General features: G+C 74.3%; 15 protein-coding genes. 10 read left to right on the top strand and 5 right to left on the bottom strand.

The genetic code is table 11. The features are described from left to right. Window positions 1–900 (bottom strand): EamA family transporter (locus B0E53_RS19010; protein ID WP_107077310.1); only part of this gene is annotated, 900 nt, incomplete at its 3' end. A 108-nt stretch (window positions 901–1008) separates the two neighbouring features. Then, on the bottom strand, window positions 1009–1773 hold the full coding sequence (locus B0E53_RS19015; RefSeq protein WP_107077311.1) for an HAD-IA family hydrolase: 765 nt from the start codon (window positions 1771–1773) through the stop codon (window positions 1009–1011). 86 nt (window positions 1774–1859) lie between these two features. Here B0E53_RS19015 and B0E53_RS19020 point away from each other — a divergent pair, with 86 nt between their 5' ends. Continuing rightward, window positions 1860–4661 (top strand): DEAD/DEAH box helicase, encoded by a 2802-nt coding sequence (locus B0E53_RS19020; RefSeq protein ID WP_107077298.1) that lies wholly within the window; start codon window positions 1860–1862, stop codon window positions 4659–4661. 32 nt (window positions 4662–4693) lie between these two features. Here the strand turns inward: B0E53_RS19020 and B0E53_RS19025 are convergent, their stop codons facing one another. Then, window positions 4694–5617 (bottom strand): 5'-3' exonuclease, encoded by a 924-nt coding sequence (locus B0E53_RS19025; protein WP_107077299.1) that lies wholly within the window; start codon window positions 5615–5617, stop codon window positions 4694–4696. 90 nt (window positions 5618–5707) lie between these two features. On the opposite strand from B0E53_RS19025, the gene B0E53_RS19030 reads away from it, so the two are divergent. The 3 genes from B0E53_RS19030 to B0E53_RS19040 are packed head-to-tail and all read left to right on the top strand — an operon-like array spanning window position 5708 to window position 8177. Further along, window positions 5708–6169 (top strand): MarR family transcriptional regulator, encoded by a 462-nt coding sequence (locus B0E53_RS19030; protein ID WP_107077300.1) that lies wholly within the window; start codon window positions 5708–5710, stop codon window positions 6167–6169. A 17-nt stretch (window positions 6170–6186) separates the two neighbouring features. After that, on the top strand, window positions 6187–7044 hold the full coding sequence (locus B0E53_RS19035; RefSeq protein WP_107077301.1) for a haloalkane dehalogenase: 858 nt from the start codon (window positions 6187–6189) through the stop codon (window positions 7042–7044). A 59-nt stretch (window positions 7045–7103) separates the two neighbouring features. Beyond that, window positions 7104–8177, top strand: coding sequence for a DUF4037 domain-containing protein (locus B0E53_RS19040; protein WP_107077302.1), 1074 nt, complete (start codon window positions 7104–7106; stop codon window positions 8175–8177). A gap of 15 nt (window positions 8178–8192) precedes the next feature. On the opposite strand, the gene B0E53_RS19045 is transcribed toward B0E53_RS19040, so the two are convergent. Further along, window positions 8193–9458, bottom strand: a complete 1266-nt coding sequence (locus tag B0E53_RS19045) for an MFS transporter (RefSeq protein ID WP_107077303.1) — start codon at window positions 9456–9458, stop codon at window positions 8193–8195. Window positions 9459–9541: 83 nt separating this feature from the next. Here B0E53_RS19045 and B0E53_RS19050 point away from each other — a divergent pair, with 83 nt between their 5' ends. Next, a complete protein-coding gene (locus tag B0E53_RS19050; protein WP_107077304.1) occupies window positions 9542–10432 on the top strand; it encodes a winged helix-turn-helix transcriptional regulator in 891 nt (296 codons plus the stop codon). Between the two features lie 12 nt (window positions 10433–10444). Here B0E53_RS19050 and B0E53_RS19055 read toward each other — a convergent pair whose 3' ends face one another. Continuing rightward, the gene (locus B0E53_RS19055) at window positions 10445–11161 is read right to left on the bottom strand and encodes a TetR/AcrR family transcriptional regulator C-terminal domain-containing protein (protein WP_107077305.1); all 717 of its coding nucleotides are present in this window, start codon (window positions 11159–11161) and stop codon (window positions 10445–10447) included. Window positions 11162–11274: 113 nt separating this feature from the next. On the opposite strand from B0E53_RS19055, the gene B0E53_RS19060 reads away from it, so the two are divergent. The 5 genes from B0E53_RS19060 (at window position 11275) to B0E53_RS19080 (ending at window position 17697) form a co-directional block, all read left to right on the top strand. Beyond that, on the top strand, window positions 11275–12258 hold the full coding sequence (locus tag B0E53_RS19060) for an NAD(P)-dependent alcohol dehydrogenase (protein WP_107077306.1): 984 nt from the start codon (window positions 11275–11277) through the stop codon (window positions 12256–12258). A 294-nt stretch (window positions 12259–12552) separates the two neighbouring features. Further along, window positions 12553–13887 (top strand): PHB depolymerase family esterase, encoded by a 1335-nt coding sequence (locus B0E53_RS19065; protein ID WP_107077307.1) that lies wholly within the window; start codon window positions 12553–12555, stop codon window positions 13885–13887. 215 nt (window positions 13888–14102) lie between these two features. Further along, window positions 14103–16688, top strand: a complete 2586-nt coding sequence (locus B0E53_RS19070; protein ID WP_107077308.1) for a discoidin domain-containing protein — start codon at window positions 14103–14105, stop codon at window positions 16686–16688. 108 nt (window positions 16689–16796) lie between these two features. Beyond that, entirely contained in the window at window positions 16797–16919 is a 123-nt protein-coding gene (locus B0E53_RS19075; protein WP_091265774.1) for a 50S ribosomal protein L36, read from the top strand. Between the two features lie 4 nt (window positions 16920–16923). Beyond that, window positions 16924–17697: an SDR family oxidoreductase gene (locus B0E53_RS19080; protein WP_210406137.1), complete on the top strand. Its 774-nt coding sequence runs from the start codon at window positions 16924–16926 to the stop codon at window positions 17695–17697. Window positions 17698–17854 lie beyond the last annotated feature (157 nt).

Raw genomic sequence — 17854 nt, forward strand, 5'->3', positions numbered from 1 at the left:
GGCGGGCGGCGGCGCGGCGGCCGGCGCGCCGGCCCGCACCGCGCCGATGCTCGCGGCGATCACCAGGCCGATGGCGAGCACCTCCACCGGGTGCAGCGCCTGCCCGAGCACGAGCCACCCGGCCAGCGCGGCGATCGCCGGCCCGAGGCTCATCAGCACGGCGAAGGTCGTCGTGGGCAGCCGCCGCAGCGCCAGCAGCTCCAGGGTGTACGGCAGCACCGAGGCGAGCAGGGCCAGCCCGGTGCCGAGCCCCAGCACCGCCGGGTGCCACAGCCGGCCGCCGGAGCCGACCAGCCCGATCGGCAGGGTGACCAGCGCGGCCACCGCGAGCGCCAGGGCCAGCCCGTCGGCCCTGGGGAACCGCCCGCCGACCCGGGCCGAACAGACGATGTACGCCGCCCAGAGCGCGCCCGCGGCCAGCGCCAGCGCGGCGCCGACCGGGTCCAGCCGGTCGAACCCGCCCTGGCCGAGCAGGGCCGCCCCGGCCAGTGCCAGCCCGGCCCAGGACCAGGCGGCCAGCCGACGGGCGGTGACCACGGACAGCGCCAGCGGCCCGAGCACCTCCAGGGTCACCGCCGGTCCCAGCGGGATCCGCTCGATCGCCTGGTAGAAGATCGAGTTCATCCCGGCCAGGGCCAGCCCGAAGGCGAGCACGGCCGTCCAGTCGCCCCGGCCGTGCCCGCGCAGCCGGGGGCGGCACACGGCCAGCATCAGCAGCGCGCCGATGGCCAGCCGCAGGGTGACCGCCCCGGCCACCCCGGTACGCGGGAACAGCAGCGCGGCCACCGCCGAGCCGAACTGCACCGACAGCGCCCCGCCGAGCACCAGCCCGACCGCGCCCGCCCGGCCGCCAGAGAGCCGGCCGGGGACCCGGGGACGAAAGGAGCGGTCGGACCTCACGCCGTTAAGCTAGCGCCGCTGGTCAGCCCCACTGTCGCCGGCCCGCCGGCCCGCCGGCCCGTCGGCCACCCCGGTCGTGCCGCGGTCGACGTACACCGGTCGGCGCGGTCAGTTCCGCAGGGCGAGGTCGAGGACGGCGCCCAGCCCGTTCGGCCGGCCCGGGTCGGCGCAGGGCAGCACCAGCACCCCGCACCCGGCCCGCACCGCCCCCGCGTCGGCGGGGGTGTCGCCCACCATGAGCGTCCGCTCCGGGTCGACGCCGAGCATCCCACACGCCCGCAGGAAGATCCCCGGGTCCGGCTTGCAGCGCCCCACCTCGTACGACAGGGCGCAGGCGTCGACCAACCCGTCCAGCTTCCAGGCGGCGAGCAGCGGCCGGATGTCGAAACCGATGTTGCTGACCACCGCCACCTTCACCCCGGCCTCCCGCAGCGCGCCCAGCACCGGCTCGGTGTCCGGGTACGGCACCCAGCCCTCCGGAGTCAGCACCCGCTCGTAGAGCGCGTCGGCGAACCCCTCGATGCCGGCGTCCACGGTCTCGGCCAGCCCCGTGTAGGCGCCCCGGTGGGCGTGCGGGTAGAGGTCCCGGTCGGCCCAGAGCTCGGCCAGCCGGGGCGGCATCCGCGCCGGCAGTGGCCCGCCCGCCCGGCCGGCGGTGAGCAGCCGGTCGGCCAGCGCGGTGGCGCGTACCCGGTCCAGCTCGACCCCGCAGGCCGCCGCGGCGGCGTGCACCCACTCGCGGGGCTCCTCCACCTGGGCGAGGGTGCCGTGGAAGTCGAAGAGCACCGCCTCCACGGGGCGACGGGACGGGCTCGGGCGGACGGCGTCGTCGGCGCCGCTCGAGACGTGGGGCGGTTCGGCATGGTCCGGCACGTCGTGCACCCTACCGACCCGCTCCGACCCACCTGCCGGACGGCCTTGGCCGGTGGTCGTCGGCCCCACCGATTAATCTTGGGGACATGTCGAGCCCCGCCGAGCGGTACGCCGCGGCGCGCCGCCGGGCCGCGCAGGCCTCCGCCTTCCCGGCCCTGGACGAATTCGCCCGCGATCTGGGGTTCGACCTCGACGACTTCCAACGGGAGGCGTGCGAGGCCCTGGAACGGGGCAGCGGCGTGCTGGTGTGCGCTCCCACCGGCGCCGGCAAGACCGTGGTGGGCGAGTTCGCCGTACACCTGGCGCTGCGCGGCACGCCCGGGAAGCCGGCGGCGGCCGACGGCGGCGGGGGGCCGACCACCCGGCGCAAGTGCTTCTACACCACGCCGATCAAGGCGCTGTCGAACCAGAAGTACCACGACCTGGTCGACCGCTACGGCGCCGAGCAGGTCGGCCTGCTCACCGGCGACAACGCGATCAACGGCGACGCGCCCGTGGTGGTGATGACCACCGAGGTGCTGCGCAACATGCTATACGCCGGCTCGACCACCCTCGAGGGCCTGGCCTACGTGGTGATGGACGAGGTGCACTACCTGGCCGACCGGTTCCGCGGCGGCGTCTGGGAAGAGGTGATCATCCACCTGCCCGCCTCAGTCACCCTGGTCTCGCTCTCCGCCACCGTCTCCAACGCCGAGGAGTTCGCCGACTGGCTGGTCACCGTGCGCGGCGAGACCGCCGTGGTGGTCAGCGAGCACCGCCCGGTGCCGCTCTGGCAGCACATGCTGGTCGGCAAGCGGATGTTCGACCTGTTCCACGACGCCGACGCCGCCCGCAAGCACGACGTCCACCCGGAGCTGCTGCGCTACACCCGGGACACCGTGCGCCGGCTGGAGCTGGGGGAGGGGCGCAGCGCCGGCCCCGGCGCGGGCCGGCGCGGACCCCGCTGGCGTGGCCCGATGCGCCCCGACATCGTCGACCGGCTGGACCGGGAGAACCTGCTGCCGGCGATCCTGTTCATCTTCAGCCGGGCCGGCTGCCAGGCGGCCGTCCAGCAGTGCCTCGCCGCCGGGCTGCGGCTCACCTCGCCCGAGGAGCGCACCGAGATCCGGCAGGTCGTCGAGTCGCGGATCACCGCCATCCCGGGCGAGGACCTGACCGTGCTGGGCTACTGGGAGTGGCTCGACGGGCTGGAGCGCGGCCTCGCCGCTCACCACGCCGGCATGCTGCCCGCGTTCAAGGAGGTCGTCGAGGAGCTGTTCGTCCGCGGCCTGGTCAAGGCGGTCTTCGCCACCGAGACCCTCGCCCTGGGCATCAACATGCCGGCCCGTTGCGTGGTGCTGGAGCGCCTGGTCAAGTTCAACGGCGAGGCGCACGTCGACCTCACCCCGGGGGAGTACACGCAGCTCACCGGGCGGGCCGGCCGGCGCGGCATCGACGTCGAGGGGCACGCCGTGGTGGTCTGGTCGCCGGAGACCGACCCCCGGCACGTCGCCGGTCTCGCCTCCACCCGCACCTACCCGCTGCGGTCCAGCTTCCGGCCCTCCTACAACATGGCCGTCAACCTGGTCGGCACCGTCGGCGCGGAGCCGGCCCGGGCCCTGCTGGAGTCCTCGTTCGCGCAGTTCCAGGCGGACCGGTCGGTGGTCGGCCTGGCCCGGCAGGTGCAGCGCAACACCGAGACCATCGAGGCGTACGGCGCCGAGGCGGCCTGCCACCAGGGCGACTTCGACGAATACTTCGCCCTGCGGGTGGCCATCGCCGACCGGGAGCGTGCCATCGCCCGGCAGGGCCAGACCCAGCGCAAGGCCGCGGCGGTCGCCTCGCTGGAGCGGCTGCGGGTGGGCGACGTGATCCGGGTACCGTCGGGCCGGCGGGCCGGCCTCGCGGTGGTGCTCGACCCGGCCACCGGCGGCTTCGGCGAGCCCCGCCCGCTGGTGCTCACCCAGGACCGGTGGGCCGGGCGGGTCAGCCCCGGCGACTTCACCACCCCGGCTGAGGTGCTCGCTCGGATCCGGGTGCCGAAGCACTTCAACCACCGCTCGCCGGCGGCCCGCCGGGACCTCGCGGCCGAGGTCAGCGGCACCGGGCTGGACCGGCACGGCGGTCGACGCGGTGGGCGTTCCCGGCAGGTGGTCGGCGAGGACCACCAGCTGAGCCAGCTCCGCACCGAGCTGCGCCGGCATCCCTGCCACGCCTGCCCCGACCGGGAGGAGCACGCCCGCTGGGCCGAGCGGCGCCGCCGCCTGGAGCGCGACACCGAGGAGCTGCGCCAGCGAGTGGCCGGCCGGACCGGTTCGCTGGCCCGTACCTTCGACCGGATCGTCGCGCTGCTGACCGCGCGCGGCTACCTCACCGCGGAGGGCGAGGTGACCGACGCCGGCCGGATGCTCGGCCGGATCTGGACCGAGGCCGACCTGCTGGTCGCCGAGTGCCTGCGCCGCAAGGTGTGGGACGGGCTCTCCCCGGCCGAGCTGGCCGCCGCCGTCTCGGTGGTGGTCTTCGAGGCCCGCCGGGACGTCGACGAGCGGGCCGGGCTGCCCCGCGGTCCGGTCGCGGAGGCGGTCGACGAGACGCTGAAGCTCTGGGGCGACATCGAGGCCGACGAGGCGTCCCGTGGCCTGGCGGTCACCCGCGAGCCGGACCTCGGCTTCGCCTGGCCGATCTACCGCTGGGCGCGGGGCGAGGCGCTGGCCAAGGTGCTGGCCAGCGGGCACCAGATCGACGGCGAGATGCCGGCTGGCGACTTCGTCCGCTGGTCCCGCCAGGTGGTCGACCTGCTCGGCCAGCTCGCCGATTCCGGCGGCGCGTCCACCGAGCTGCGCTCGACCGCCCGGCAGGCGATCGCGGCGGTCAACCGGGGCGTGCTGGCCTACCACTCCACCGCCTGATTCCGCCGGCCGGGCCGGCCCGGCCGTCCCGGTCAGGACCGGGGCAGGGCGAGCGCGTCCACCAGGCGCCGGCAGGATCCGGCCAGGTTCCACCGTTGCGCCAGCTCCAGCAGCCGGTCCGGGTCCGCCGGCGCCGTGGGCAACGCGGTTGCCAGCTCCGGCAGCGGCACGTCGGTGGCGACCCGGACCACCTTCGGCGCGACGGCCAGGTAGTCGCGGGCCGCGTTCAGCTTGGTGCGCAGCCCGGGGGCGAAGCCGGAGCCCGGGTCGTCCAGCGCGGCGAGGATGCCGGGCAGGCCGTCGTACCGCTCGATGAGGCGGGCGGCGGTCTTCTCGCCCACCCCGGGCACACCGGGCAGGCCGTCGCTCGGGTCGCCGCGCAGCGCCGCGAAGTCGGCGTAGCGGTCGGCGGGCACGCCGTAGCGGGCCCGGACCGCGGCGTCGTCGCAGTCGTCGAGCTTGGCCACGCCGCGGCCCACGTAGAGCAGGCGCACCTGGCGGACGTCGTCGACGAGCTGGAACAGGTCGCGGTCGCCGGAGACCACCTCGGCCGGGCCCGGCTGGGTCACCGAGAGGGTGCCGAGCACGTCGTCGGCCTCGTAGCCGGTGGCGCCGACCGCCGGGATGCCGAGCGCGTCGAGGACCTCCAGGATCATCGGCACCTGCGGGGAGAGGGTGTCCGGCACCACCTCGCCGCCCTCGGGCGCCACCCGGTGCGCCTTGTACGACGGCAGCAGCTCGACCCGCCACGCCGGTCGCCAGTCGTGGTCGAGCGCGCAGACCATCCGGTCCGGCCGCCGGGTGCGGACGAGCTGGGCCAGCATGTCGAGGAAGCCGCGGACGGCGTTGACCGGCTGGCCGTCGTCCGTCTTCGCCGCCGACTCGGGGATGCCGAAGTAGGCGCGGAAGTAGAGGCTCGGGGAGTCGATCAGCAGGATCGGGGGTCGGTGTGCCACGCGGACAGCCTGGCACAGCCCACCGACGAGGTGGGGGACCCGGCAGAAAAATACTAGCCATGTACATCATGTCCATGTACTGTTTCCCGCATGAACGGAACGCCGGTCGGCCCCGGTCCCGGCCACCTGGTCTGGCGGCTGGCGATGCGCTGGCGGGTGGCGGTGGACCGGGCGCTCGCCCCGCTCGACCTCACCCACGCGCAGTACGTGCTGCTCTCCTCGCTGCACGGGATGCGCCGCGCCGGCCTGCGCCCGAGCCAGCGCGAGCTGGCCGACCACACCGGCCTGGAGCCGCTCTACGTGTCGAAGCTGGCCCGGTCCCTGGAGGCCGACGGGCTGGTGCGGCGCGAGCGCGACCCGGCCGACACGCGCGCGGTCCGACTGACCCTGACCGAGCGGGGGCAGCAGGTGGCCCGCCCGGCGATCGACACCGTCCAGGCGCTGCTCGACCGGCTGCTCGCCCCGCTCGGTGGCCGGGACGACCCGCGTACGGCGGCGTTCGTCCGCGACCTGTCCACGCTGCTGGACACCCCGCTCGACCCACCCGACTGACGAAGGAGCGCCGGGACATGTCCGAGACGCGCGTACTGGACTCGACCATCCACCACGAGGAGAGCGGCACCGGACCGGCGTTCGTGTTCCTCCACGGCAACCCCGGTTCGTCGCACACCTGGCGGAAGGTGCTGCCCGGGGTCGGCGCGGGCCGGCTGCTCGCACCCGACCTCATCGGCATGGGCCGCTCCGGAAAGCCCGACCTGCCGTACCTCTTCGCCGACCACGCCCGCTACCTGGACGCCTGGTTCGACGCCCTCGACCTGACCGACGTGGTGCTGGTCGGCCACGACTGGGGCGGCGCGCTCGCCTTCGACTGGGCGGCCCGGCACCCCGAGCGGGTACGCGGCGTGGCGTTCCTGGAGACCATGGTGAAGCCGATGGCGTGGAGCGACCTCTCACCGCAGGCCCGGGCCCGATCCGAGGCGATCCGCACGCCGGGCGTCGGCGAGCAGCTCGTGCTCGACCAGGACCTGCTCGTCCGGCAGGCGTTCACCGGCGGGGTGCTCCAACCGGTCGGCGAGGAGGACCTGAAGACCTATCTCGCGCCGTACCCGACCCGGGAGAGCCGGCGGCCACTGCTGGCCTGGGCCCGCCAGATGCCGCTGGGAGGCGAGCCGGCCGAGCTGGTCGCCCGGATCGAGGCGTACGACCGGTGGCTGGCCGCCAGCGACCGCGTGCCGAAGCTGCTGCTGACCTTCGAGGGCTCACCGACCCTGCTGATCACCCCGGAGCTGGCCGACTGGTGCGCGCGGAACATGGCGGCCCTGGAGACGGTCGCCTGCGGGCCGGCCGGGCACCACGCGCTTGAGGACCGCCCCGCCGAGATCGCCGCCGCGGTCTCCGCCTGGGCGGACCGCCACCACCTCCGCTGACGGCGGCGTCGGCCGGAAACCGGGCCGCGCGACCGGCGTGCGGTGCGCAGACTGGCGGGGTGACGTTCGTACCCGGCCTGATCCTGGCGCACCGGTTCCACGACGAGGTGGTCGCCCCGCTGCTGGCCCGCCGGCTGCCCCGCCTGCGCTACGCCGCCGGGCTGCTCGACGGCGGCTCGGAGCTGCTCGGGCTGGACACGCCCCGGTCGACCGACCACGACTGGGGGCCGCGCACCCAGCTCTTCGTCGCCGACGGGGCCGAGGTGGCGCCGGTGCGGGCGGTCCTCGACGCCGAGTTGCCGACCGAGTTCCTCGGCTGGCCGACCCGGTTCACCGGCGGCCCGACGGTCCGGCTCGGCGTGGCCCGCGCTGACGGCGAGCGGCTCGGGGTGAGCGTCGACGAGCTGGGAGCGTGGCTGCGGGACCGGCTGGGCGGGGACCCGCAGTCCGCGATGACGACGGCGGACTGGCTGGCCGCGCCCACCCAGCGGCTCGCCGAGCTGACCGGCGGGGCGGTGTTCCACGACGGGCTGGACGGGTCGCTCACCGCCGTCCGGGCCCGGCTGGCCTGGTACCCGGACGACGTCTGGCGGCACGTGCTGGCGGCCGGGTGGCAGCGGGTCGGCCAGGTCGAGCACCTGGCCGGCCGCTGCGCCGAGGTCGGCGACGAGCTGGGCAGCCGGGTGGTGACCGCCACACTGGCCCGCGACCTGATGCGCCTGGGCCTGCTGCTGCACCGCCGCTGGCCCCCGTACGCGAAATGGCTCGGCACGGTCTTCGCCGCGCTGCCGGCCGCGGCGCCGGTGGTGGACGGGCTGACCACGGCCCTCGGCCCGGACGGCTGGTCCCGGCGGCAGGCCGGGCTGGTCCGGGCGCTGGAGACGGTGGCGGCCTGGACCAACGACACCGGGCTGGCCGCGCCGGTCGACCCGGCCGCCCGGCCGTTCCACGACCGGCCGTTCCTGGTCCTGCGTGCCGAGCGGTTCACCACCGCGCTGCGCGCGGCGATCACCGACCCGGTGCTGCGTGCCCGCCCGCCGGTCGGCGCGGTGGATCAGTACCTCGACAACGTCGACGTGCTCACCCGCCCGGCGCGGGCCCGCCGGGTCGCCGCGGCCGTCCTGCCAGACTGAGCGCCGAGGCCGGGGTCACCCGGCCGCCGCGACGATCTCCCGGTCGACCGGCTCGTCGACCCGCAGGTCGGTCAGGTCGCGCAGGCGGCATACCGGGGACAGGAGCAGGGCCAGGGGAGCCAGCACGGTGGCCGCGGCGAAGCAGAACAGGGTGACCCGGGCGCCGGCCAGCCCGGCGAGCGCCCCGGCGAGCAGCCCGCCGACCGGGATGGCGCCCCAGGAGACGAAGCGGACCGTGGCCATCACCCGGGAGAGCAGGTCGGGCGGGCTCGCGGTCTGCCGGTAGGTGCGGGTGGTCACGCTGAGCACCACCACGCCACCGGCGAAGACCACGTTGCCGGCCGCGAACGCCAGGTACGCCGGCCAGCCGGCGCCCAGCGGCACCAGGAACGCGCCGGCGACCGCCACCAGGCAGGCGACCAGCAGCGACCGGGCGGTGCCCCACCGCCCGGTGATCCACGGGATCAGGGCCGCGCCGGCCAGCGAGCCGACCCCCTCGACCGCGAGCAGCACGCCGACCAGCGCGGCCGGGGCGTGCAGCTCCCGGACCAGGTAGAGGGGGTAGACGGCGAGCTGCGCCCCGCAGACGAAGTTCACCGCGGTGGCCGTCCACATGGTCGGTCCCATCACCGGGTGACGGGTGACGTACCGCCAGCCCTCGCCGATCATGGCGCGGACCGGGGGCCAGCGGTCCGGGGCGTCGACCCGGCGGGCCGGCAGCGACCCGAGCAGCGCCGCGGAGACCAGATAGCTGGCCGTGTCGACCAGCACGGCCGGCACCGCACCGAGGGCCTGCACCGCCAGGCCGCCCAGGGACGGGCCGGTGAGCTGGGTGGCGGCGTGGGTGGCCGAGGTGAGGCTGTTGCGGGCGTGCAGCTGGTCGCGGCCGACGATGGCCGGCAGGAAGGTGGCGTTGGCGACGTCGAACAGCACGTTGGCGAAGCTGACCACCAGCGCCACGACGACCAGCTGGGCCACGGTGAGCCGGTCCCACCACCAGGCGAGCGGCACGGAGGCCACCGCGGCGGCCCGGGCCAGGTCGGCGCCGACCTGCGCGCCGCGCAGCGGCAGCCGCTGGACGATCACGCCGGCGGGCAGCCCGATCACCAGCCAGGCGACGTAGCTCGCGGCGGCCACCAGGCCCATCTCGAACGCGGACGCGTCCAGCACGGTCAGCGCGGTGAGCGGCAACGCGACGGCGCCGACCGCCGATCCCACCGAGCTGGTGGTGCCGGCGGCCCACCAGCGCCAGAACACCCCGGCCCCCTGCTCGACGGACATGCCGCCAACCCCCGATCCGAGCCAGTGAGTTCCAAACTGAAACGGACTATAGTCGAGGCTCCGGGCCGAGCGGGAGGTGGGATGTGAGACGGGCGGACCTCGGCGACGCCGACTGCGGCATCGCGCAGGCGCTCGGCGTGCTGGGCGACTGGTGGACGGTGCTGATCGTGCGGGAGGTCGCCGGCGGCACCACGCGCTTCGACGGGTTGCAGCGCGAGCTGGGCGTCAGCCGGCGGGCGCTCACCGAGCGGCTCGCCGGGTTGGTCGCGCACGGCGTGCTGCGCCGCGAGCCCTACTCGGCGCACCCGCCGCGCCACGACTACCTGCTCACCGCCAAGGGGGAGGCCCTGCTGCCGGTGCTGGTCGCCCTCCAGGACTGGGGCACCCGGCACGTGATGGGCGACGGCGGGCTGACCGCGACCGCCGACGCGGACTCCGCCGAAGCGCGGCGGGTGCGCCGGCTCGTCGGCCGTCGCGTACCCCCGATGAGCCTGGCCCGGCACGACGGCGGCACGGAGTCGCCGGCGGCGCCCGGGCGGTGGACCGTGCTCTACCTCTTCCCGGGCGCGTTCGCGCCGGGCGCCCCGGCCCTCCCGCCGAGCTGGGGGGAGATCCCGGGCGCCGTCGGGTGCACCCTCGAATCGCGCACGTACGCCGACCGGCACCCGCTGTTCCAGGCGGCCGGGGCCGAGGTGCGGGGCGTGAGCACCCAGCGCCCGGACCAGCTCGCCGCCTTCGCCGCGCACGCCCGGTTGCCGTACCCGCTGCTCTCCGACGAGGACGGTCGGCTCGCCGCCGGCCTGCTGCTGCCCACCTTCCGGGCCGGCGGCGTGGCCCGGTTCAAGCGGCTCACCCTGCTGCTGGACCCGGCGGCGGTGGTGCGGGCGGTGCAGTTCCCGGTCACCGACCCGGCCGGCTCGGTCGACGAGATGCTCGCCGAGGTGCGCCGCCGTGCCGACGCCGAGGTCGTCTAGGCGTCCTGCCGCTCACCGGGGTCGGCGGGACGAGGTCCAGCCCTGCCGTTGCAGCCGTTCGATGCCGTCCAGCAGCAGGTCCAGCGCGAACTCGAACTCGAACCGGTCGTCACAGCCCTGCCCGACGACCGACTCGTCCTCGTGGGACGCCGCCATGGCGATCTCCGCGAGGTGCGGGAACCGGGCCGCGATCTCCGGCGGGAAGGCCGCCGGCGGGGCCGGGTTGCTCGTGCCGGACCGGCCGGCACTCCGGGAGGCGTCGAACAGTTCCTGGCTGAACCCCAGGATCCGGCTGCCCATCGCGTGCATCACGTGGTGCGCCAGGTCGGCGGAGAGCCCGCCGGCCCGGAACGCCGCGACCATCGAGTCGAGGTAGGCCAGGATGGCCGGTGTCGCCATGTTCCGCGACTCGATCGCCAGCGGCGCCCAGGGGTGGCGCCGCAGCACCTCCCGCGCCGAGAGGATGCGGCGGCGGACCGCGTGCTTCCAGTCGGCGTCGGGCACCGGCGGGTCGATCTCACCGACGACCACGTCGATCATGCCGCCGAGCAGTTCGTCCTTGTTGGCCACGTGCTTGTAGAGGGCCATCGGCACGACGCCCAGATCCTGGGCGAGGTTGCGCATGCTGAGGGACTCGATTCCGGCCAGGTCGGCGAGCGCGATGGCGGCGCGCAGGATCCGGTCCCTGCTCAGCGGCGCCCGGCGCAGCGTCTCAGCCTGCTCAGCCATCTCGATCCTCGTCTTCCGGCGGCGGTTGAAACCATAACGCCCTTGACGGGTGTACGGCGTACACCTACCGTGTTTCCCATGAGGTGTACGCCGTACACCGAAGGGAGGGAAAGATGAAGGCGATCGTCCAGGACCGGTACGGCCCGCCGGAGACGCTCAGGCTCGCGGAGGTGGACACGCCGGTGCCCGCCGCCGACGAGGTGCTCGTGCGGGTGGAGGCCGCCGCGCTCAACGCGTACGACTGGCATGCCATGCGCGGCGATCCACGACTGGCGCGGTTGGCGATGGGCCGGTCTAGGCCCCGGGCGCGGGTCCGTGGCCGGGATTTCGCCGGCCGGGTCGAGGCCGTCGGCGCCGACGTTCGACAGGTGCGTCCGGGCGACGCCGTCTTCGGCGACCTCGGCGAGGCCAACGGCGCGTTCGCCGAGTACGTGTGCGTGCCCGAGAGCCTGGTGGCCGCGAAGCCGGCGAACCTGACGGCGCAGCAGGCGGCCGCCCTGCCGCTGGCCGGCATCACGGCGCTCATGGGACTGCGCGACGCCGGGCAGGTGCAGCCCGGACACCGGGTGCTCATCAACGGCGCCTCCGGCGGCGTCGGCACCCTGGCGGTCCAGCTGGCCAAGGTGCTCGGCGCGACCGTGACCGGGGTGTGCAGCACCCGCAACGTGGACCTGGTCCGCTCTCTCGGCGCCGACCACGTCGTCGACTACACCCGCGACGACCTCGCCCGCGACACCGGCCGTCACGACGTCGTGTTCGACCTGGTCGGCAACCGCTCGCTCGCCGCGCTCCGGCGGGTGCTGACCCCGACCGGAACCCTGGTGCTCTCCGGCGGCGGCGTGTACCGCGGCGGCAGCCTGGTGGGACCGGTCTGGCTCATCACGCGCGGGCGGCTGCTGGGGCCCTTCGTCCGACACCGCATCGTCACGCTGGCGACGGCACCCGGCCGGCAGCACCTCGACACGCTCCGCGCCCATGCCGAGGCCGGCCGCCTCATCCCGGTCATCGACCGGACCTATCCGCTCCACGAGGTACCCCGGGCCATCCGGTACCTCGAAGGTGAGCACGCGCGGGCGAAAGTCGTCATCACCGTCTGACGGGCCCGCCCCACCCGGCCACCTTCCCGGCGGCTCGGCAGGTGGCGCTGCTCGACCGCTTCCTCACCGACCTGCTACCGGCCGGACCGGACCCGGGCCGGCAACCGGTCCGAGCATTTCCGGAACTTGTTGTCGGCCCGGTGGCCGCGACCTAAACTCCGACTCGGACCGCATCGATTCGCGGTCGTCTATCTCGTCTCCGAGGGTCCGGGCCGCCGTCGTAGGCGCCTCGCCGGCGAGCACGCCGCGGGCGCGCCCGCCCCACGCGGCGTCCCCACCACCTGAGGAGATGCCATGCTGCCCAGAAGGAGAAGACTCAGGCTGCTCGGCGCCGCCGTGGTCGCCGCCGGGCTGGCCGCCCTGGCGGCGGTCGCCGCCCCCGGCCCCGCCGCCGCGGCCGCGCTGACCGAGGTGACGAACTTCGGCGCCAACCCGAGCAACCTGCGGATGTACCTGTACGTCCCGGACACCGTCGCGGCGCGGCCCGGGCTGCTCGTGGTCAACCACTACTGCACCGGCACCGGGCCGGCCATGTACTCCGGAACCCAGTTCGCCGCGCTGGCCGACCGGTACGGCTACCTCGTCGTCTACCCGTCGGTGACCCGGAGCAGCCAGTGCTTCGACGTCTCCTCGCCCCAGGCGCTGCGCCGCGACGGCGGCAGCGACCCGGTGGGCATCAAGTCGATGGTCGACCACGTGCGGCAGCGCTACCCCGTCGACCCGAACCGGATCTTCGCCACCGGCACCTCGTCCGGCGCCATGATGACCAACGTGCTGCTCGGCCTCTACCCGGACGTGTTCAGCGCGGGCGCGGCCTTCGCCGGCGTGCCCTTCGGCTGCTTCGCCACCACCAACGGCTCCGAGTGGAACAGCGAGTGCGCCAACGGCCAGGTCGTGAAGACCCCGCAGCAGTGGGGTGACCTGGTCCGCAACGCGTACCCGGGGTACAGCGGGCGGCGGCCCCGGATGCAGCTCTGGCACGGGACCAACGACGAGACCCTGCGCTACCCGAACTTCACCGAAGAAATCAAGCAGTGGACCAACGTGAACGGGCTGAGCCAGACGCCGGCGTACACCGACAGCCCGCAGTCCGGCTACACCCGGACCCGGTACGGCGGCACCGGCGGCACCGCGACGGTCGAGGCGATCAGCATGCAGGGCGTCTCGCACAACCTGCCGGTCGACGCGGCCCAGGCGGTGCGCTTCTTCGGCCTGGACACCAGCCCGCCGCCCACGAGCCCGCCGCCGACCAGCACCCCGCCCAGCACGCCGCCACCCACGACGCCGCCGCCCAGCACGCCGCCGCCGTCCGGCGGGTGCCGGGTCGCGTACGGGGTGAACGCCTGGAACACCGGGCTGACCGCGTCCGTCACGATCACCAACACCGCCGCCACGGCGGTCAACGGCTGGAGCCTCGCCTTCACCCTGCCCGCCGGGCAGACCGTGACCAACGGCTGGAACGCCACGTACGCCCCGACCAGCGGGGCGGTGACCGCCCGCAACGTCTCCTACAACGGGACCATCGCGCCGAACGGCTCGGTGGACATCGGCTTCCAGGCCACCCACACCGGTAACACCGGCAAGCCCACCTCCTTCACCCTCAACGGCACCGCCTGCGCGGTCGCCTGACGCGGTACGGGAGCCGCCGGGACCACACCCGGCGGCCGCACCGCACTTAGTTCCGGACTTTTCACAAGGCGCGAAAAAAGCCTCCGGCGGGCGCCCGAGGAATTGACATGCGCCACTACGCGGAGGAAGGGTCCAGCGAACGGGCGGGTGACCGCAACATGCCGGAAACCCGTCCGTCGTCCGGCTCCCCACCACCCCCCGCCACGGAGACGCCCATGTCACCCGTCCCGCCGCACCTCAGTCCGCCCCGCCCGCCACTGCGCCGGCTGCTCGCCGTGCTGGCCACGCTGCTCGCCACCGTGGCGCTGGTGGCCCCGCCGTCCCCGGTCCGGGCGGCCGACCCGCTGATCTCCCAGGGCCGACCCACCGCCGCCTCCTCTGTGGAGAACGCCGGCACCCCGGCCAGCAACGCCACCGACGGCGACACCGGCACCCGGTGGTCCAGCGCCTTCGGCGATCCCCAGTGGATCCAGGTCGACCTCGGCGCCACGGCCACCGTCTCCCGGGTCACCCTGGTGTGGGAGGCCGCGTACGCGCGGTCGTACCAGGTCCAGACCTCGACCGACGGCGCCGCCTGGACCACCGTCTTCAGCACGACGGCCGGTGACGGGGGCACCGACGACCTCACGGTGAGCGGCACCGGCCGCTACGTGCGGATGACCGGCACCGCCCGGGCCACCGCCTACGGCTACTCGCTGTGGGAGTTCCAGGTCTACGGCAGCACCGCCGGCGGCACCGGCTGCGACACCGCGACCAACGCGGCGCAGGGCCGGCCCGCCACCGCCTCGTCCACGGAGAACGCCGGCACCCCCGCCACGGCGGCGGTGGACGGCAGCCCGACCACCCGCTGGGCCAGCGCCGCGAGCGATCCGCAGTGGCTCCAGGTCGACCTCGGCAGCGTCCGTACCCTCTGCCGGGTCGTGCTGAGCTGGGAGGCCGCCTACGGGCGCGCGTACCAGATCCAGACCTCGACCGACGGCGCCGCCTGGACCACCGTGTACGCCACCACCACCGGCGACGGCGGCACCGACACCCTCACCGTCAGCGGCTCCGGCCGCTACCTGCGGATGTACGGCACCGCCCGGGCCACCGGCTGGGGCTACTCGCTCTGGGAGGTCACCGTGAACACCGCCGGCGGCGGCACCATCCCGGGCGGCGGGTCGCTCGGGCCGAACGTGCTCACGTTCGACCCCTCGATGTCGAGCGCCAGCATCCAGAGCCAGCTCGACGCGGTCTTCCGCACCCAGGAGTCGAACCAGTTCGGCACCCAGCGGTACGCCCTCATGTTCAAGCCGGGCGACTACTCGGGCATCAACGCGCAGATCGGCTTCTACACCTCGATCATGGGTCTCGGCCGGAACCCCGGCGACGTCCGGATCCATGGTGACGTCACCGTCGACGCGGGCTGGTTCAACGGCAACGCCACCCAGAACTTCTGGCGCTCGGCGTCGAACATGCAGGTCTTCCCCTCGGCCGGGTTCACCCGGTGGGCCGTCTCGCAGGCCGCGCCGTTCCGCCGGATGGACATCCAGGGCGACCTCAACCTGGCCCCGAACGGCTACGGCTGGGCCAGCGGCGGGTACATCGCCGACAGCCGGGTCACCGGCGTCGTCCAGCCGTACTCGCAGCAGCAGTGGTACACCCGGGACAGCAACGTCGGCGGCTACCTCAACGCCGTGTGGAACGTGACCAACTCCGGGGTGGTCGGGGCGCCGGCCACCAGCTTCCCCAACCCGGCGTACACCACCCTGGCGCAGACCCCGGTCAGCCGCGACATCCCGTACCTCTACCTCGACGGCAGCGGCAACTACCAGGTCTTCGTCCCGTCCACCCGGACCAACGCCAGCGGCGCGTCCTGGCTGGGCGGCGCGACGGCCGGCACCTCGGTGCCGTTGAGCCAGTTCTACGTCGCCAAGCCGGGCGACTCCGCCGCCACCATCAACGCGGCCCTGGCGCAGGGCCTGAACCTGCTCTTCACCCCCGGGATCTACCCGGTGAGCCAGACCATCACCGTCAACCGCCCCGGCACCGTGGTGCTCGGGGTCGGCTACCCGACGCTGATCCCGCAGAACGGGGTCACCGCCATGTCGGTCGCCGACGTCGACGGGGTCCGGTTGGCCGGGCTGCTGTTCGACGCCGGTCCGACCAACTCGCCGGTGCTGCTCCAGGTCGGCACGGCCGGCTCGTCCGCGAGCCACGCCGCCAACCCGACCTCCATCCAGGACGTCTTCTTCCGCATCGGCGGCGCCGGCGCGGGCAAGGCCACCACCAGCCTGGTGGTCAACCAGAACGACGCCCTGATCGACCACATCTGGGCCTGGCGGGCGGACCACGGCACCGGCGTCGGCTGGACCGTGAACACCGCCGACACCGGCCTGATCGTCAACGGCAACAACGTCACCGCGCTCGGGCTCTTCGTCGAGCACTACCAGAAGTACGAGGTGATCTGGAACGGCGAAAACGGGCGCATCATCTTCTTCCAGAACGAGCTGCCGTACGACCCGCCGAGCGCGTCTGCCTGGATGAACGGGTCAAGGGTGGGCTACGCCGCCGTCAAGGTCGCCGACGCGGTCAGCACGTTCGAGGGCTGGGGGATGGGCAGCTACTGCTACTTCAACGTCGATCCGACCATCGCCGCGTACCACGGCTTCGAGGCGCCCATCAAGTCCGGAGTGAAGTTCCACAGCCTGCTCACCGTCTCGTTGGGCGGCAACGGATCGATCACCCACGTCATCAACGACACCGGAGGCACGGCGCAGGGCACGAACACCGTGCCGGTGAACCTGGTCAGCTACCCCTGACCGGACCGGGGCGGCGGGGGAACCCGCCGCCCCGGCTCCCGCGCATGACCGTGGCCCCGGCGGGTACGCGACCCCGAACGGGGAAACCACCGGGAACGGAGGTGCGGGATGAAGGTCCGAAGCTCCCTGCGCGCGCTGAAGCGCAAGGCCAACTCGATCGTGGTACGCCGCCGGGGCAAGGTTTTCGTGCTCAACAAGGCGGATCCCCGGCAGAAGGCCCGGCAGGGCTGACCGGGTGGCCGACATCCTGATCACCGGGGCCGGCAGCGGGCTCGGCCGGGGTGCCGCGCTCGGGCTGGCCCGCGCCGGCCACCACGTCGTCGCCGGCGCCGAGATCTGGCCCCAGGTACGCGAGCTGCGCACCGAGGCGGAGCAGGTCGGCGTGAGCCTCGACGCGATCAAGCTCGACGTCACCGACCCGGCCGACCGGGCGTACGCCCGACGCCACCGGGTGGACGTCCTGGTGCTCAACGCGGGCGTCCAGGAGGCGGGGGCGGTGGTGGAGATCCCGATGGACCGGGTCCGCCGCTCCTTCGAGGTGAACGTCTTCGGGCACCTGCACCTCGTGCAGGACCTGGTGCCGCCGATGCTGGAGCGGGGCGCGGGCAAGGTCGTCTGGGTGTCCTCCGCAGTCGGCGTCCGGACCCGGCCGTGGGTCGGCGTCTACGCCGCCACCAAACACGCCATCGAGGCGCTGGCCTGGGCCATGAAGGGCGAGCTGGAGCCGCGCGGCGTCCGGGTCGCCGCCGTCAACCCCGGCCCCTACCGGACCGGATACAACGACACCGGGGTCGAGGCCATGTTCCAGTGGTGGGACTCCTCGACCGCCCTGCTGGACCGGCCCGACTTCGACGACTACCTGGAGCACCAGCGCGACCCGGGGGAGATGGTCGAGGAGCTGGTCCGCGTGATTCCCGCCGACCGGCACCCCTTCCGGACGGCGTATCCCGAGGAGATCCGGCGACAGCTCAGGGAGTTCGAGTCGCAGGTCTGGGACGCGACGACGTGACCTCGGCCGGCGTGGCGTCCCCGGCGTCACGCCCCGGCGCGAGCAGCCGGGCGGCGGCGAACCGGACCAGCGGCCCACGGTACGCCGGCCGGCCGTCAGCCCTCGTCCGCGCCGGTCGGCAGGGCGGCCGGCGGTTCAGTCGTCGTCCGCGCCGGGC

Source organism: Micromonospora sp. MH33 (genome assembly GCF_003013775.1).
Lineage (GTDB): Bacteria > Actinomycetota > Actinomycetes > Mycobacteriales > Micromonosporaceae > Micromonospora > Micromonospora fulviviridis.